The organism is Pseudomonas sp. FW305-25, assembly GCF_017351415.1.
Taxonomy (GTDB): domain Bacteria; phylum Pseudomonadota; class Gammaproteobacteria; order Pseudomonadales; family Pseudomonadaceae; genus Aquipseudomonas; species Aquipseudomonas chlororaphis.
In genome coordinates this window covers 1-15369 of record NZ_JACNDE010000066.1, presented here as the reverse complement: position 1 = coordinate 15369, position 15369 = coordinate 1, and the positions used below count along the sequence as shown (strand labels likewise).

Genomic DNA, 15369 nt, shown 5'->3' with positions numbered 1-15369 from the left:
ACAAGAATGCTCGCCAGATAGAGGTGTCTGATGACCAGCAACGTCGTTCCTATTCCGCTGATTTCAAACGCAAGGTCGCAGACCTCGTGCTCGATCAAGGCTATAGCCATATCGAAATCAGCGACTCACTTGGGGTTGTCGAGCCCACAGTGCATCACTGGACTAACAAACTCCAGCAGGAGCGCAATGGTGTTACTCCGCAGAACACAGCGCTGACGCCCGAGCAGCAGAAAATCCAGGAATTGGAAGCTCGAATCGCCCACCTTGAGCAGGAGAACTCCATTTTAAAAAATCTACCACGCTCTTGATGCCGGAAAGCACGAGCGCACACGCTGATTGATCAGTTAAGTGCCCGATAGCCGGTCTACTTCTTTGACATCATTCGCTCGTGTTACTACGCCCACCGCCTCAGACGCCGAGCTCCGGACGTTGAGCGGCTGAGACTGCACGGTTGCAGGAACGAGCTGCTCACGCAAAGTCGACGCACTACCGGCGCCACAGCATCGTGTCGATGATGCAGGACGACGACAAGCAAATCGGGCGGTTCAAGGTGCGCGACCTGATGCAGGAACCGGTATTAGTCAGTAAACAACCCGGATCACATGCCTGCAAACAAGCGACGGTCGACCGCGGGCTACATGACGACTCAAGAAGCGTACCGAGATATCAGCAATTACCCGACGCATCGGTACAACTGGATTTGTCCCCCACCGACTCAACGCTGGGCTGGCGCCAGCTCAAGCCGAGAAAAAACTTATCGCTGTGTCCGGGATTAGTTGACTACTACACTTGATACTGAAGAATCATTCCGATCGCCGAATAGAAAAATATTAATGCAGTAACTCCAGATCAGACACGCACTGCTTTCACAACCTAATAAACAACATCACCGCAGCAGGTAGCCTTGCTTGGACCACCACAGTTTCAATGATAAAAATAGCTATCGAGGGCTGTAATAACATTCCTGTCATACTGCTTAATTGCCTCAACCCATACGACTCAATGAAAGGCATGGGCCAAGAACGGGGAATACCCGCTCAAGACCCTGCCCACTCCTTATTTATGCACCGAAAGTATCAACATCAAAGGATTTGACGCTCTCCAGCCCTCTCCAGATAACAGGTATCGAGATCGCTCGATAGACCGAACATTATCCAATCAGGGTAGCCAAATTTACATCACCTTAAGGCCGAAAAAGCTGAAGGCCCTCCTTTATGACCCTATCACTAAAGCTGAATCATTTGGTTTTTTCTCTTTGAAGTTCAACAAGGTTTTGATAGATAGGTCCCCCTCCAAGAATCGCTTGCCCACCCTGAAAACGAACTTCTTCATAGATACTTTCTTCCCGAGACTCCGCACCACGAAACGGGCGCTCTGCTGGTTTAGGAAATTCAAGAGTTGCATAAGTAATTTCAGGTGCAGAACCAACCAAAGTGCTGACAGATTGATCGTGGACAAGCTCCCCCTTCAGCTCCCGATCCACCGCCTGCTGCAGTCGACTGATTTTTTTGGAGAGATTGTCAAGCTCTTTTGCTACCCCCCCCAACTGACTGGCAGGGGTCTCACTCACAAATTTGCTAGCCTCCCGACCAGTAGTAGCCCACTGCTGAAAGGCAATCCCTTCAATATTCCACCTCAGTAATTCTTTCGCCTCACGGCGATTACTCTCGCTCTGTGAATGTGTCTGAACGGCGATCAGCGCTGTAGCCACAGCACGGAGGGGTCCATTATTAGTGGCAAACTCCTGATGTCGCTCAGACACCTGCTGTGCAGTGAGACCTGCAAATTGAGTAGCCTTGGCTAATCCACCTGGCGCCTCTTCCAAGGCCTTCCTCCCCATCACCTGCATGATGTCCTCGGGAGACTGCGAAGGCACCTGAACTTGGACTGAAGCCGTATCGGCCGATTTATCCCCCACCCTCTGCCCCAACAGACTGCCAATCCACTCCTGCAACGCAACAAATGGTCGAGCGATTTGAGCAGATATACGCGAGAGCAGACCGCTCCCCTGTGGCTGCTCTTGACGCTCAGCAAGCCTTGCATCCTCAGCAGAAGTAACAACAGAGCACGCTACAGGCTTGCCACCTGGCTCAGTGCGAGTGACTGGAGATTGATATCGCGCAGAAGTATCCGCATGTAAAAAAGACATATTCGGCGTTATCGACATTCTTCTTTTCCTTCTCTGCATGAGAAACATTAAAGTACAAGCAGTACAAAACACTGCACCTAAAAAACTAATCGACATAAAGAGTAGAAACTTTCATATACCGCTCACCACAAAACCAGTCGACGCCAGCCTGGCTTTTCTAATCAAACAGGGAGTATTCCGACACCAATGTCGAGACCATTTCTACTACCGAGTCAATTTATTTGATCCCCACCCAGAATGCTGGATCAAATAGGCAGGCAGCCTGAAAAACAGGCGAACTTGCTTAACTGCACAATCAGCTGCATGCAGTTATTACCGCTGCATCTGCGGAAAGTGATCGCGGGTATCTGACGGGAAGCACGCCAGTTACAGTACCGCGGTGCACAACCTAGAAGTGTGCATAGGAGGCGGGATACACACCGCACAAGTTCGCCGAAGTAGAAAAGCACTACCACATAGATGGGCGACGCCTTAATCCCACAAGGCTTATTGGCGGACAGCGACTAGAGGGTAACCGAGCCTTGCGCGAGACCCGACTCGAAATTCAGAATCTATTGCCAAAATAACCCAAAGCCTTTAGCTCTAAAGTAGTTGCCAAACGACTTGGACTACTTCTCCCCAGAGACTGATCCATCGCCATTAGTACTTTATTGTACTCAGCCCTTATCCCGTCTCGAACATAGCCAGACCCACCCTTCATATAATCATGAACAATAGAAAACTTGATACGTTCATCAAGGGACTCGTACTCATCGACATTGAACATCTGTCCAAAGTCGATAGGCACAATCCCTTCGCTGGTTACTCTAAAGTTACGCGGACACGGATCCCCCATCATATAACCCTGCTCGTAAAGCGATTTAACCCCTTCAATGACTTCGTTCATGGTCGGCACTCTACCCTCGACATACGGCATCAGCAGTTCTTTCTTCACTAAATAGGCCGAGTCCCGCCCCCCACCAACTGATGCATTATAGCTATTGCACATACTCAACTCATGCAGAACAGCCCCCTCATTGAACTGCTTAAACCGCTTGATCACATAATCTCCGAGTTTCAACACATGCCCATTACTACCTTTCGCCAAAAAAACTGGCTCGCCGTAATCATTCCGTAATTGGTGAAGTCGATCGATACCCTCTTTATTTCTTATACACTGTTGCTCCCTCGCCCCCGAGCCCTGATCCCATTCGACGGGAAGCGCCTTCGCACAGTTGGCCAACCAGGCATTAAATTGTCTTCTAGCATCTTCATTATTTACATTTATTAGGCAATCAGTCAGCACTATGCGCAACTTATTTATAGCTTCTTTATCGATAACCGCACCCTCGGCAGGCGCCTTATTTAAAAATACGCTCTCCCCAACGGCACTTGACAGCTTGATATCTCGACTGGCAACACATATGAGCTTTTCAGAAGTTTCCCTTGAGAAACTATGGTTGTCTGCTTTTTTTAACAGCGCCACACTCAGCGAGTCGCTGGCTTGGTGAATTCGGGTTGAAAAAAAATTTAATTTCATAACAATGCAAATAGTTCCAAGATATCGACGATTGTTGTCCAGCAATCACTTGCACTGGGTGCGTAATTCAAAAAATCACAACACATGACCAGCTCTCTCCCGCCAACCGAACAAATGAATCATCCCCTCAGGAGCACAGCATTCATAGGGCTCATCAAGGAGCCATCGCGTCGCCAACGTGGCATCCAGTAAGCAGGCAACTCATGGTAGACCTCGGCTGCGAGGTCCTTCGAGGCAACATTGATCCAGATAAATAACCTATAGAGGTCAGCCTGAGAATCGCCCCGTACATACAGAGGCAACAGGCGCTCAACGGCCCGAGGCTCAATGGGTGCTTGCGTGAGGCGATGGAGCGAAGCCGCTGTCGGTTTGCCTCCTTCCAGATGAAGATTAAGCAAACACGCCGCAGGCTCCTGACCTTTCGGACGACACTTTGAATAGACCGGCGTTAATCGGGACAACTGCATAGACATACTCTTTCGTACAGATTAAAAACAGCTTGCGTCGGGCAGAACCAACTTGCTTGCAGCTTTCGCTCATGCAATACAAAACTACAAGTTTCAAATAATGCTTAAAACAGCCATCTGCGCAACCCACTCTTTCTGGGTTATTACCAGTAACCTGGCTCTTCACTGCCAATGCACAGTTGCCTGCAGCTTGTCGTCGGCAGCCGCTTTTAAATGTAACCGCGTCAAATGCACACCCTGCGCTTCCAGCGACGCCAACCAGTTCAGCAGGGGCCCGGCAGGGCCGCTGAACTGGCTTTGCGTACCCAGACCATCAGCAGATAGGTTGAGCAACTCGATACCTGCCAAGGCAGGGTCCTGACTGAGCTCCTGGCGCAGCCGGTCAGCACTCAATGTCGAGCTAGATGCCCAGGCGTAGCTCGGGCTCCAGGTCAGTCCGCGATTGAGTTGATGGGCCTGTTCAAAACGCACTTCGGCCGCGGCCAATCGGGCCAATATGGGCGTACTCACACCCAGGTGGATCAGACCAAGGACAGCGACTCCACCCAGCACCATCAGTGCACGACGATCGTTTCGGTCGAACGTGGTACACGCCGCTTTGGCTCGGCGCCAGGCAGCAAGCATCTTGGCCAATGACTGATTACCCCGTTAAATTGAATTGAACCCGCACGCCCCGCTCGCTCTTGCGCGCACTGGCGACTTCAGCCCGAAATCCCAGGGTTTGCCAGCGACGCTGCAGCTCATCCATGTCGTCAAAGGACTTGAGCTGTACTTCAAGCGCCCATTTCCCCTGGCCGTATTCCAGACTCAAAACCTGCGCCAGTCGATCCTCAACCGCCGTTGCATAAAGTTGCTGCAAACCCTTGGCAGCACGCTCCTGCTGGAGGGGGTCAGCAACCTGAATAGCGTTGAGCCTGGCGCCGAGCATCGCCAGCGATGCCTGGTCCGCGCTGCGCTGGGCATAGACCGCCACGCTCGCGCTGTCGAGCCGCCGTGCCGCCTGTTCCAGCTGGTGCGCACGGTACAGGTCAAAGCCTGTAGGCATGAACCCGAGAAGCAGCGTCAAGCCCGCCAAGCCAAGCCGAGGCAGACGCGAACGACGGGGACGAAAGTTGCCCTGGAGCAGGTCTGTAGCCCATGCCGCACGCTCGACCAACACCTGCAGGACCCGCGCATCGTGCAACGCAAGATCCGGCCCAGGAATATGCCAGACCAGCCCAGGGCCCATGCGAGCAGCACAGTCCAGCCGCTGGCTCTCATCCACCGCCAGACGCACATCCAGACTGCCGCCCACCAACCAGCGCCCGGCCAGCCACAACGCCTCAGGCGAATCCGGTGACAACAAATCCGCATCGACCACCATCCGCTCAACGTCAACACCTGCTTGATGCAAGGCTTGCTGGAACTCACTAAAGCGCCCGCGGTCGAGCACCCAGGCACTGGCGCAGCGCCGCTTGTCCAAGGAGGCGAAGACCAGATACCGGGAGTCCGGGTCACTGGCCAAATCCCCCTCCTGGGCATCACGCTGGCTGGCCGGACCGAGCCCACCTCGACCTGCATAAGCCTCGCCACGACACCAAAGCGCCCACTCCACGGGCAGAATGACCAACTGCCTCGGATTGAGTGTTTGCGTAGCCAGCTGGGCCAGGGTCGTAAGCCTTACCCCCTGCTCGGAACCCTGCAATATCGGCCGCTCGCTCCATGGCAAGGGCACCTGGGCGGGTAAAACATAAAGCCAGGAACGTATCTTCACTCCACTGCCCCATCGGCAGAAACCACCCGTGGGTTACCGTTATCCTTGGTTATGTGCATATCGCTGCCGGAGGATGCGCAGTGCAATTACCAACTGATGTTTGCGCGATCATCTTCATCCTCGGAAGGCTTGAACACGCCCATCATGAATTCCTTGACAAACATGTTGACCGACGACACCGAGACCAACGCGACTTTTATCTCTTTATAAGCTGCGCTGCCCTCCAGCCCCTGCTCTTTCATCCGCACCATCACCTGCGTCAGCACATCCATCTGCTTCTGGGTCGTTCCGTAGGGCAGCTCGCCACCTGCATTGGCGTATTGCTTCAAGTACTGCTGAACACTGCCCGGTGGGAGTGTTGCAGACCCTGCCACCCACTTCATGAGCGTGTCGTAGAACTGAGCAAACTCAGGATCCGAGCTGCTATTGGCCCCTGCGCCCTGAAGCCCCATGCGCTGGTCCAGTGGCACACTTGTCTCGGCACCCTGCTTTGAGGCCTGGCCGGAACCTGCGACCGAGTGGTTATCTATGTTCATCACGGTTATCCGATTCAGGAAAATAATTAGGGCTATCGCCCTCCTTGTTCAGGCTGGCAGCCCAGTCGACAAAAAAATCCCTAGACGCCTGATCGAGCTGGCGAACGCTCTCCGGCAACTGCTTGAGCTGGGCAATCAGACGTGGCGACAGGCGCTCCTGGGTGGCACCAATGTCGAGCTCGACCACCTGATCAGCCAAACGGAACAGGTAACGCTCCTGTGCATGGAAACTGATATCCACCTGCTCGACCCCCATGCCCTTCAAGGTAGCTTTCAGCGTCGCCTGTCCGGGCTTGCAGCGCAGCGGCAGGATAATCTGCAGCGCCCCCCGGCCTTGTCCTGCCCATCCACCCTGCCAGCGCTGCAGTAGTGCATCGAGCAGTTGCTCATCCACCAGCAGATCACCCAGCACTGACCGGGCGGCCTGTATCAGTTCGGTCTGCAAGGTGGTCGCCAGAACCCGTGACTGCAACAAAAGCCCGCCCAGATCACCAGCAGCCTGCAGCACTCCCTGGGAATAACCGTCCTGAAAGGCGTTCGCCCGAATAAGGTCGGCCTCTTGCTGTGCTTCTGCCATACAGGACTTGGCCCGCTCGCGAGCCTGCTGCATCAACAACCGGCAATTTCGTGCCGTCGCCCGCTCCTCATGCCGCACCAGGAGGGCATCCGCCGATGGAGTATCAACAAGGGTTCTGATGGATTCGAGCATGCTGTACCGCCAGGATAAAAAGTGACGAATTCGGTGCTTGCGCCGGCAAGTTCTGCTGCAACTCGACCACTCGTGGCGAGAACTGCAGAAACAAACGCTGCATGAGCGCCTCCGGGATGTGCTGATGCCAGGCCGCCAGAGCACCGAGCCCGAGAGCACTGAGTGACTGCTCAAGCCCATCTGCTTCGCTGACCGCGAACGCTGGCCGACTGCCCAAATCGATACGGGCGAACGCCCTTGCCGGCGCATCGAGTTCACGCATCCGTGCCCCGCGAGCCAGCTGCGGCCACATTAGGTGCGCCCCCATGAGACGGGCAACCACTGGCAAATGCCGCCAATGCGCGACCCACAGATCAGTCCACGGATTGCGCTTGAGATGCTGCAGATCGGGACAACCGAGCCCCAACCCTCGCAGCAACGATTGATTGAGCACCGCTCGCACCGCCGGCGCCTCGAACAACGCTGGCACCCCACCCCGATGCGGATGCAGGTAGTCCAGTGGCTGATGCAGGATGGCACGCATTGCTTCAATTGCGCGGAGCATGTTCGATCTCTTTCGCCTGGCGATACAGCATGACCGAGTACGCCACCGCAGCCAGAATGCCTAAAATGAAAACGCCATAGAGCCAGGTAAAGTCATGACCACGGGGCTCCAGGGAGGGGGCCGCATGCTGAATCGGAGCACGCTTGGACAAGACCACGGAGATGTGGTCATAGTCCACGGCCGAAAAACTGTTCTTGAGGAAGCGCTTGATATCGTTGACCAGCAGTTGCGGCTCGCCGTCACGCTCATACACCACCAACGCCGAGAGATGGATGGGCGCAGGCTTGCGACCACTTTCTCCGGATTCCAGGTCATAACTCACATGCACCCGTGCCGAGACCACCCCCACCAGGGTGTTCAACGACTGCTCCAGGCGCTGCTCCAGCGCACTGTACAAACGCGCCTTTTCGGCTCGCGGTGACGCCACCAGTGAATCGGCAGGAAACATCTGGGCAATTTCAACACGCGGCTTGGAAGGGAGCGAGTACAAGGCCAACAGGTCGACCGCTGCCGTGAAATCCGCTTGCGCGATATGCACCGAGTATCCGGCCTTGCCGTTATCCACCTTGGTCGCGCCGATGTTATTGCGCTGCAACACCGAAACCACTTCGTTGACCTGCTGCTGATCAAGCCCTTCCAGCAGACTCGGTTGGCGGCAGCCGACCAACATCAGACAAAGCAGTACAAGACAGCCATATAACTTCATGACGAACGCAACAAGGTTTCGGCCGTAGTCACCCCTTTACGGACCAGGACATTGAGCAACGAGACATCGATGTTGTACTGCGCAGTGAGCAACTGCAGCTCACTCAGGACTTCTGGATTGGTGATATCCGGATGCTTGAGCATGGCATTGATCCTGGCGTGATCACGCTCGGTACCCACGGCGGAACTGGCGAAACTTTGGATCAAACGACCTTCCAGGGAAACCACCGAGCCAGATTCGGGGCGCGCCAGCTCGGCCATCCGAGTCGAATTCACACTCACTGAAGCCAAAGAAGAAACGGACATAGGGACACTCACAAAAAAAGTGCTGACAGGCGCACTGGAACACCTGCCAGCCAAGAGGAAACACAACAAAACTTAACGTGCGGCAGAAACAATCGCCGTATCGATCTCCTTGAAGCCCTTGACGGTATTGGTCGCAACGTTGCGAAAAACGTTGTAGGAAGAGAATGCAGCCTGATAGGACGCCAGCAGCCCCGGATCCGATGGATCAGCATGCAGAGCTGCCAGAGCGGCATCGAGCTTGGTCTTGAGATCGGTAGCACCAACCTCGAAGCCTGCTGCCTGCTGCCCCAGAAAGTCGGTATGAAAATCAACGGGATTTACAATTTTACTAGGCATAAATTACCTCTTTATCAAAGCGGCTTGGGAAAGTACCAGGATGACGGAGTCATCTTGATGTAGCCCTGAGGGCCATATTGAAACGACTTGCCCTTGAGCCAGTCATCTTTGAGCTCGATTGCAAAGTGAACGTATCGCTCACCCCACTGCCTGCCAAAGTCCGCGACAAAGCCGCTCAGCGCCTGCAATTCAGCATCCTCAAGACTACCCTCGACCGTAAAGGTCACGCTGTCGGCATGCCGGTGCCGAGTGAAGGGCAAGGCCAGGCGCTGCAAACCCTGCTCGGCCAGACGCACGAGTTCATCGTCATTACTACGCACGATCTTTACTTCCTGGGCGTAGGGCGCCGCCGCACTCAAAGCACTCTCCAGGCGACGCTGCAACTCGGGCGTCAGCAGACTACGCTGGCGACTGATCAACAGTCGTGGAACCACGGGATCGCTAAGATCCAGGCGGTGATAGGCAAGCTGCGGCGCCATACTGGAAACCAGATCCTCCAACCGTCCACGCTCGTCATAGGTGGTCAACACCTGGGTCGCCAAGTACCCATTGCGCACCAACACCTGTCGCCCCCACCCGGCATCGCGCTCGGAGTCGGCGAAGACGTAAACCGTTCGATCGCGGCCATAGACCACGGCCATGCTGTTGTTACCCCCAGCGATCAGCGCCTCCACACTCGACACAGGATTGGGGCGCGAAGCGTACCAGCCGAGCACCGCCAACCCGACCACCAACACCAATGCAGCCCCGACAGCCACTCGCTGAGGGGCGGTACCCGGCACACGAGCCGACCCGGAATGCACAGGCGCCACTGGCGTCGGCACCAACAACTCATCCCGCCACGCCTCACCGAACGGACGCAGCGCAATCAACAACCCACACACGCTCTCCAGCGACTGAAATGGCACGGGGCGCTCAACCGCACCTTCATTGCTCAACACACGAACGACACCCCCCGAACAACCATCACCCAGCAGGACCTCGAAGTTGCAGCCTCCACACTCCAGCGGAATGTAGATCGCATCCTCCGGAACAGCCAGCGGATGCTCGATCGAGCAGAATTTCGCCTCGGAACCGACTACAAAAAGACTACGCCGCTGCGTCAGGACAAATTCACAACCCTGCAAAGGGCCGTTGAACACCCTCAATACGCAATGCGTTGCAGGGGAGTCCTGCATGCTGTTCACCACTCTCTCTATCAATATGAAAAGCGTCTGGCGCCTCGACTTGCCAATAATGATAGAGAGTAGATGGCGGGCAATCCTGATCGAATCCTAGGGAAAGCCCCACTCAAGCGATCAGAATCCGGCCACGGCGGAACTGGAACAGGACAGCAGGATCTTGTCCAGAATTGCCTCTGCAGCCTTGTGTTTGTTGGTCTCGAGGCATTCAGGATCTGGCCCGCTGGATGATGTAGATGGCTCCGCTGGCGGTGCTGGCCAGCCACAGCATCGAGCCAACGAAAGCGACAATGACGGAGGCATCGGTTCCGCGCTCCCACATGCAGGGGACGGCGCAGAAGAACCAGAACAGGGTGATCAGGAGGTAGACCAGTAGGCCGACCAGGATCTTGAAGAGTTTCTTTGCAGACATGGGGATTCCTCACCGGCCGCTTCCGGCCGGTGTGATTAATGGGGGGATTAAGCTGTTTGCCTGGCGATGAGGTCGGTCTTGGCATTCTTGGGGCATAAGGGGACCTCGCCCGCCGACGGCAGGCATTCCGGTTTATTCACAATTGTGTGCAAGACCGTGGTCGCAGCAGTTTGTTGAATTGCGCCGCCCGACCGGCCCAGCGCACGTGCAAAGGGGCAAATGTGCTGGCCGGGACGGGCGCCAGTTCAGATGGATGGCCTTGGGTTCGCAAAGGTCCGATGGTTGTTGGCATCGCCGGCCAGTAATGCCTGATAACGCTGCCAGACCTTGCGTGCATAGCGTAGGCGCAAGGCTTGTCGATCCGGAGAATTGCCGGCGTTGTAAGCCCCCACGGCCGTCCAGTTGTAGCCGTAACGGTCGATGAATTGGGCGAGTATCGACGCGCCAACTTCAATGGCCAGGCAAGGCTCATCGAGCAAACGCTGCTCGGTGATACCCTGCGCCTGTAACCGAGGCAGATGCACACTATTGATTTGCATCAGACCGATATCGCGCGAACCATCAGTGTTGTGATTGATCGCGCGCGAGTCGAGCTGCGACTCGACCTGAGCGATGGCGTACAACAACTCGGGCTCGATCGAATGCCGCTTACCGGCCTCGACCCAGCACCCCGCCGAGGCACTTCCCACCCAGGCCAGTGCCACCAGCACGCCACTCCACAGCTTCCAGCTCATGCCTGCAGACGCTCGTGCGCCAGATCCGCCAACCCTTGCAAGCGCGGATCGGCCAACTGCGCACGCAACCAAGGGCAAGCCTTGTGCCGCATCTCAGACCAGAGAGGCGCAACGTAGAAGTCCCCCTCGAGCCGACGCAGCACCGGCAGTTGCACGGGACACAACGGCGGATAGTTCGAAGCCGCACGCCAGCGCTCATAGTGCTGCCTGGCCTCGACCGGGTCGGATGCCGCGCGCACATAACAGACCACCAGCCCCACTTCTCCCCTCCGCACCTGCGACAATCCCGCGTGCCGGATCACGCCCAGAGCCGCCATCGAATCGCCACAGACATCGAGAATCAAGGCATGCATGGCATCGATACCCTCATGTCCAGTCCCAAGCACATCGATGGCCGAGCGGATCGCCGCCAATCCACGCCGCGGATCCAGCCCCAGGGCAACGCGGGCGCGCAATAGCAGCGCAGCAACCGAGGCTGGGTCTTCGGCAAGGGATATCTCGATGCTCTGCAACGCTTGCTCGGGCTGCCCCGAACACCATTGGTGCCAGGCATAGTGGTAATGGGCGCTGGCACGGTCGCCGCCCATCAGCGCCGGACGAAACAACGCCTCGGCCGCTTCTGGAGCGCCCTGCAGGCTGGTCAACAGTGCCAGGCGCACAGTCGCCAGCGCATTGCCTGGCTCCAGGGCAAGCGCCTGAGTCAGCACCTGCCGTGCTTGAGCCAAGGCCTTATAGCGCGCCATCAACCCGAGATTGGCCATGGCCAGATAGGTATCGGCCAGACCACACCAGGGTGGCGCATAACTGGGGTCCAGTTGCACGCAGTGGAAAAACTCGAGCAACGCCTCGCCCAGACTCTTTGCCGTATAGGTTTGTAACCCGAGCAAACCGTTGAGATAGGACTGCGCCAGCGGATAGGAACGGCATGGCGCTATCATCGGACGCAAGCCCGGCAGGCGTTGCGCTACCAAGGAGACCAGGCGCTGCAACACTTCTTCCCGGTCACCGCTCGCCACCAGCGTTTCACTGTGCAACAGCGCATGATCGCGACCACGAACCAATTCGACCGACAACGCCCAACAGCACACGCTGGCGATGCAACGAACACTGAGGTAATAGTCAGGCATCATCCGCTCGACTATCGACAGGCAATCGTCCGAGGCCCGTGCGTTAGCGGTCAGCCCCGCCGGCATCACACACAGGCTTTCACCGAATGCTGCGGCCAACCGGCGAATCATTTCGCACTGCATTTCCAGGCCGCAATCATCATTCTGCACCAGCACCGGCAAGACCAATAACGAGGGCACCGATGAAGGCGCGGATGACAAGGCTGCCCGTTCGACGACCTCCCCGACAAAGCGATAGCCCTTGCCGTAGACCGTCTTGATGTAGTCATTCTCGCGCCCCAGCAACTTGCGCAACGCATAAATGCAGCGGGTCAGGGACTCCTCGGCCACATCGCAGTTGGGCCAGACCTGTTCCAGCAGCCAGTCCTTGGGAATCAGCGAACCCGCCGCCCCCAACAACAGACGCAGTACATGCAACTCCTTGGGTGGAAGATGTAGTCCGTTACCGTCATGCAGGAGCAATCCATCACCCTGCAATACCCATTGGCCGAATGCATACGACCGGTTCGACGATTGATCAGTGACCCATTCCATAATGCGATTTGCCCCTCCCCAAGGCGATGGATATACCGTGACATTGGCGAAGCGCCCCCCGCGCTCCCAGCCTGAGCACTCAACTATAGGGAAAAGAATCCTTATGAAATTCCCGACCGATCTATAAGAATCTGCAGATCAGTCCGCATTACCCGGAGAAATTTCCTACACGAGTCATCAGCCGCGCACGGCGTATTCGGGAATCCAGTTGCACAAGAACGCGCACCCTGATGAGCGCGCGCTTTCTTCAAGAGGGCGATCAGACTGACGCCCTGGCAATTTCCTGATGAACCAGGAGATACAGATCCTCCACTTTGCGCACGCAGGCCAAACCCTCTGGCGGCAGTTCAATCCCGAGCACCTGGTTGATATCCAGAGCGATATCCAGAACATTCAACGAATCCGCCCCCAGGTCCCCCACCAGTCGAGCCTTTGGGGTAATAACTTCAACGTCGACCAGGAGCTTGTCGGCGAGAATCGCGATGATGATGGCTTCTATTTCAAGCTTCATTATTTGCTCCGCAGCGTGACCGGATTGTTTTCGATGTACTCCGCGCGAGTGAAATCCCCTATAGCTTTCTTTTCTCCATTAGCATCCTTTGCTCCATTGCTCGGCTTACTACTGATTCTTCCGTACTCTGCAAACAGACGCTCAAGACGATTCCCGAATGCCAGCGACTCCGTTTTAGCGCGCCCATAGATCGCGAAGGCTCTCTCATCATCATTGCTGAAGTTGTCTGGCAACTTAGAAGGGTTGCGCCCGCTCGCGATGTACCTCTTCAGTTCCAGTGCTTCGGCACTATTACCTTGAATACCACTGGCAATCTGCTTGAAAAAAGATGCCTCATGCTCACTCAGTACATCAGGGTCACGATAGAAATGTCTCAGCGCTCGCTCAGGCATTAACTGAGGTTTCAACCCAAGCACTTTGGCCAGGGGGTCATTGCCCGCATTGTCGTTTCGGTTCAGATTGCCATTTGCCTGGGCGCCAGTAGGCACGTTAGCGAGAGCGGGCAATTCATCCAGGGAGTCCAGGCGCAGAGTGTTTGCGTCTGGGTCGGCCCCATTTGGCTGGACGTCAGGACGCAGGGTGCTAGTACTCGCATTGGTTTGGCTCGGACCACCGTCAACCTGGGCATCACTCCTCACATTGCCGTTTCGGTTCAGGTTGCCATTAGTCTGGGCGCCAGTAAGCACATTAGCGAGCAACCCACTCAGGGAGTCCGTCAGCTCGCGAGTGGCCCCGACCAAATCTGGCGTGGTATCCGGTGAGGCACTCGCACGGCGCTCGTTGTTAGCATCATTGCGCTCGAACTCCGAATTCAAAGCCCTCGCATTGGTGTGGCTCGGATTACCGTCAACCTGGACATCACTCCTCACATTGCCGTTTCGATTCAGGCTGCCATTAGCTAGAGCGCCAGCAGGCACAGCGAGAGCGAGCAACTCATCCAAGGAGTCCAGGCGCAGAGTGTTTGCACCTGGACCCGGCCCATTCGGCTGGCCGTCAGGACGCAGGGTGCTAGTACTCGCATTGGTTTGGCTCGGACCACCGTCAACCTGGGCATCACTCCTCACATTGCCGTTTCGGTTCAGGCTGCCATTAGTCTGGGCGCCAGTAAGCACATTAGCGAGCAACCCACTCAGGGAGCCCGTCAGCTCGCGAGTGGCCCCGACCAAATCTGGCTTGGTATCCGGTATGGCATTGACATTTTTGGGGAGAGTAACTTTAACCTGCTCATAAGACGCCTCAAGAGGAGCAATACTCGACCGAATCAAGGACCCTACACTCACACCGCGCCGGTTGTTAGCACTATCGAGCTCGAGTGGGTTGTTAGAGCCCTGTTGCAGCTGATTAGCCCGATCAGCCTGGGGCTTAGCACTTACATTGATTTGCTTCTGAGCATCATCAGTCTGGATGCGGGCACTCGCTTTCAAGGTCTCGAACCGAGGCGAATCCAGATTATCCGCCGACTCATCATCAAGTTCGATCTTGCTGATAGAGCCCTGTTGTAGCTGAGCATCACTCACACGGCTTGGACTCAGGTTGCTTCCGATGTGCAAGATCCCGCTTCCATTCGAGGACAGACCAGTAATCACATTGTCTGGGTTCGAGTTACGCACCCCCTGCAATAAATCAAGGAGCCGGTTGGTTAGCCCATTGCTGAGTCGGTTTTGCTCCCGATAAGCGTCAATCATCTTCTCCAAGGCCCTCCCCTCTCCGGAGGAGCTACTCGGCTGGGTCGCGGTTTCTCCAATCTTGACTTTTTGAGTGATATCGCCAACCAAAGGCCTGGTACCACCGCCATCATTTCGCGCCCTTGCAGCTGGTTCTTTTGGTGCCGTCGAGCCATCTGCTG

Annotated in this window: 16 protein-coding genes and 1 pseudogene; 1 reads left to right on the top strand and 16 read right to left on the bottom strand. The window is 56.0% G+C overall.

The genetic code is table 11. The features are described from left to right. Window positions 1-23 precede the first annotated feature (23 nt). Window positions 24-631 (top strand): annotated as a pseudogene (locus tag J4E58_RS31390) (transposase); the annotation flags it as partial. Between the two features lie 606 nt (window positions 632-1237). On the opposite strand, the gene J4E58_RS31385 reads toward J4E58_RS31390, so the two are convergent. From J4E58_RS31385 to J4E58_RS31310, 16 genes are all read right to left on the bottom strand, one after another. Next, a complete protein-coding gene (locus J4E58_RS31385) occupies window positions 1238-2245 on the bottom strand; it encodes a hypothetical protein (RefSeq protein ID WP_087092694.1) in 1008 nt (335 codons plus the stop codon). Window positions 2246-2693: 448 nt separating this feature from the next. Next, window positions 2694-3713: a hypothetical protein gene (locus J4E58_RS31380; protein WP_143481933.1), complete on the bottom strand. Its 1020-nt coding sequence runs from the start codon at window positions 3711-3713 to the stop codon at window positions 2694-2696. Window positions 3714-4297: 584 nt separating this feature from the next. Beyond that, the gene (gene gspM / locus J4E58_RS31375; protein ID WP_087092692.1) at window positions 4298-4759 is read right to left on the bottom strand and encodes a type II secretion system protein GspM; all 462 of its coding nucleotides are present in this window, start codon (window positions 4757-4759) and stop codon (window positions 4298-4300) included. Window positions 4760-4775: 16 nt separating this feature from the next. Continuing rightward, window positions 4776-5888, bottom strand: a complete 1113-nt coding sequence (gene gspL, locus J4E58_RS31370) for a type II secretion system protein GspL (protein WP_256583248.1) — start codon at window positions 5886-5888, stop codon at window positions 4776-4778. An 86-nt stretch (window positions 5889-5974) separates the two neighbouring features. After that, window positions 5975-6424: a hypothetical protein gene (locus J4E58_RS31365; RefSeq protein ID WP_087092690.1), complete on the bottom strand. Its 450-nt coding sequence runs from the start codon at window positions 6422-6424 to the stop codon at window positions 5975-5977. Next, a complete protein-coding gene (locus J4E58_RS31360; RefSeq protein ID WP_172963084.1) occupies window positions 6411-7133 on the bottom strand; it encodes an oxygen-regulated invasion protein OrgB in 723 nt (240 codons plus the stop codon). The genes J4E58_RS31365 and J4E58_RS31360 overlap by 14 nt, the downstream gene beginning before the upstream one ends. After that, window positions 7105-7677, bottom strand: coding sequence for a hypothetical protein (locus J4E58_RS31355; protein ID WP_087092688.1), 573 nt, complete (start codon window positions 7675-7677; stop codon window positions 7105-7107). Before J4E58_RS31355 ends, J4E58_RS31360 begins: the two co-directional genes overlap by 29 nt. Then, entirely contained in the window at window positions 7661-8383 is a 723-nt protein-coding gene (locus tag J4E58_RS31350; RefSeq protein WP_087092687.1) for an EscJ/YscJ/HrcJ family type III secretion inner membrane ring protein, read from the bottom strand. The genes J4E58_RS31355 and J4E58_RS31350 overlap by 17 nt, the downstream gene beginning before the upstream one ends. Further along, complete coding sequence (sctI, locus tag J4E58_RS31345) at window positions 8380-8688, bottom strand: type III secretion system inner rod subunit SctI (RefSeq protein WP_172963083.1); 309 nt, start codon at window positions 8686-8688, stop codon at window positions 8380-8382. Before sctI ends, J4E58_RS31350 begins: the two co-directional genes overlap by 4 nt. A gap of 72 nt (window positions 8689-8760) precedes the next feature. Continuing rightward, window positions 8761-9024 (bottom strand): EscF/YscF/HrpA family type III secretion system needle major subunit, encoded by a 264-nt coding sequence (locus J4E58_RS31340; RefSeq protein WP_087092686.1) that lies wholly within the window; start codon window positions 9022-9024, stop codon window positions 8761-8763. Window positions 9025-9038: 14 nt separating this feature from the next. Beyond that, complete coding sequence (locus J4E58_RS31335; RefSeq protein WP_172963085.1) at window positions 9039-10202, bottom strand: PrgH/EprH family type III secretion apparatus protein; 1164 nt, start codon at window positions 10200-10202, stop codon at window positions 9039-9041. A 211-nt stretch (window positions 10203-10413) separates the two neighbouring features. After that, on the bottom strand, window positions 10414-10617 hold the full coding sequence (locus J4E58_RS31330) for a hypothetical protein (protein WP_087092684.1): 204 nt from the start codon (window positions 10615-10617) through the stop codon (window positions 10414-10416). A 245-nt stretch (window positions 10618-10862) separates the two neighbouring features. Beyond that, the gene (locus tag J4E58_RS31325; protein ID WP_087092683.1) at window positions 10863-11351 is read right to left on the bottom strand and encodes a transglycosylase SLT domain-containing protein; all 489 of its coding nucleotides are present in this window, start codon (window positions 11349-11351) and stop codon (window positions 10863-10865) included. Next, on the bottom strand, window positions 11348-13012 hold the full coding sequence (locus tag J4E58_RS31320; protein WP_087092682.1) for a winged helix-turn-helix domain-containing protein: 1665 nt from the start codon (window positions 13010-13012) through the stop codon (window positions 11348-11350). Before J4E58_RS31320 ends, J4E58_RS31325 begins: the two co-directional genes overlap by 4 nt. Before the next feature lie 259 nt (window positions 13013-13271). After that, window positions 13272-13523, bottom strand: a complete 252-nt coding sequence (locus tag J4E58_RS31315; protein ID WP_087092681.1) for an acyl carrier protein — start codon at window positions 13521-13523, stop codon at window positions 13272-13274. Further along, window positions 13523-15369: hypothetical protein (locus J4E58_RS31310; protein ID WP_207255364.1), on the bottom strand; the 1847-nt coding region annotated here is incomplete at its 5' end. The genes J4E58_RS31310 and J4E58_RS31315, both read right to left, overlap by 1 nt.

Bases quoted from the DNA above. Each gene is read 5' to 3' on its own strand.
- J4E58_RS31360 (WP_172963084.1), bottom strand. From the start codon at position 7,133: ATGCTCGAATCCATCAGAACCCTTGTTGATACTCCATCGGCGGATGCC.
- J4E58_RS31350 (WP_087092687.1), bottom strand. From the start codon at position 8,383: ATGAAGTTATATGGCTGTCTTGTACTGCTTTGTCTGATGTTGGTCGGC.
- J4E58_RS31315 (WP_087092681.1), bottom strand. From the start codon at position 13,523: ATGAAGCTTGAAATAGAAGCCATCATCATCGCGATTCTCGCCGACAAG.
- J4E58_RS31320 (WP_087092682.1), bottom strand. From the start codon at position 13,012: ATGGAATGGGTCACTGATCAATCGTCGAACCGGTCGTATGCATTCGGC.
- J4E58_RS31365 (WP_087092690.1), bottom strand. From the start codon at position 6,424: ATGAACATAGATAACCACTCGGTCGCAGGTTCCGGCCAGGCCTCAAAG.
- J4E58_RS31330 (WP_087092684.1), bottom strand. From the start codon at position 10,617: ATGTCTGCAAAGAAACTCTTCAAGATCCTGGTCGGCCTACTGGTCTAC.
- gspM (WP_087092692.1), bottom strand. From the start codon at position 4,759: ATGCTTGCTGCCTGGCGCCGAGCCAAAGCGGCGTGTACCACGTTCGAC.
- J4E58_RS31335 (WP_172963085.1), bottom strand. From the start codon at position 10,202: ATGCAGGACTCCCCTGCAACGCATTGCGTATTGAGGGTGTTCAACGGC.
- J4E58_RS31325 (WP_087092683.1), bottom strand. From the start codon at position 11,351: ATGAGCTGGAAGCTGTGGAGTGGCGTGCTGGTGGCACTGGCCTGGGTG.
- J4E58_RS31340 (WP_087092686.1), bottom strand. From the start codon at position 9,024: ATGCCTAGTAAAATTGTAAATCCCGTTGATTTTCATACCGACTTTCTG.
- sctI (WP_172963083.1), bottom strand. From the start codon at position 8,688: ATGTCCGTTTCTTCTTTGGCTTCAGTGAGTGTGAATTCGACTCGGATG.
- J4E58_RS31385 (WP_087092694.1), bottom strand. From the start codon at position 2,245: ATGTCGATTAGTTTTTTAGGTGCAGTGTTTTGTACTGCTTGTACTTTA.
- J4E58_RS31355 (WP_087092688.1), bottom strand. From the start codon at position 7,677: ATGCTCCGCGCAATTGAAGCAATGCGTGCCATCCTGCATCAGCCACTG.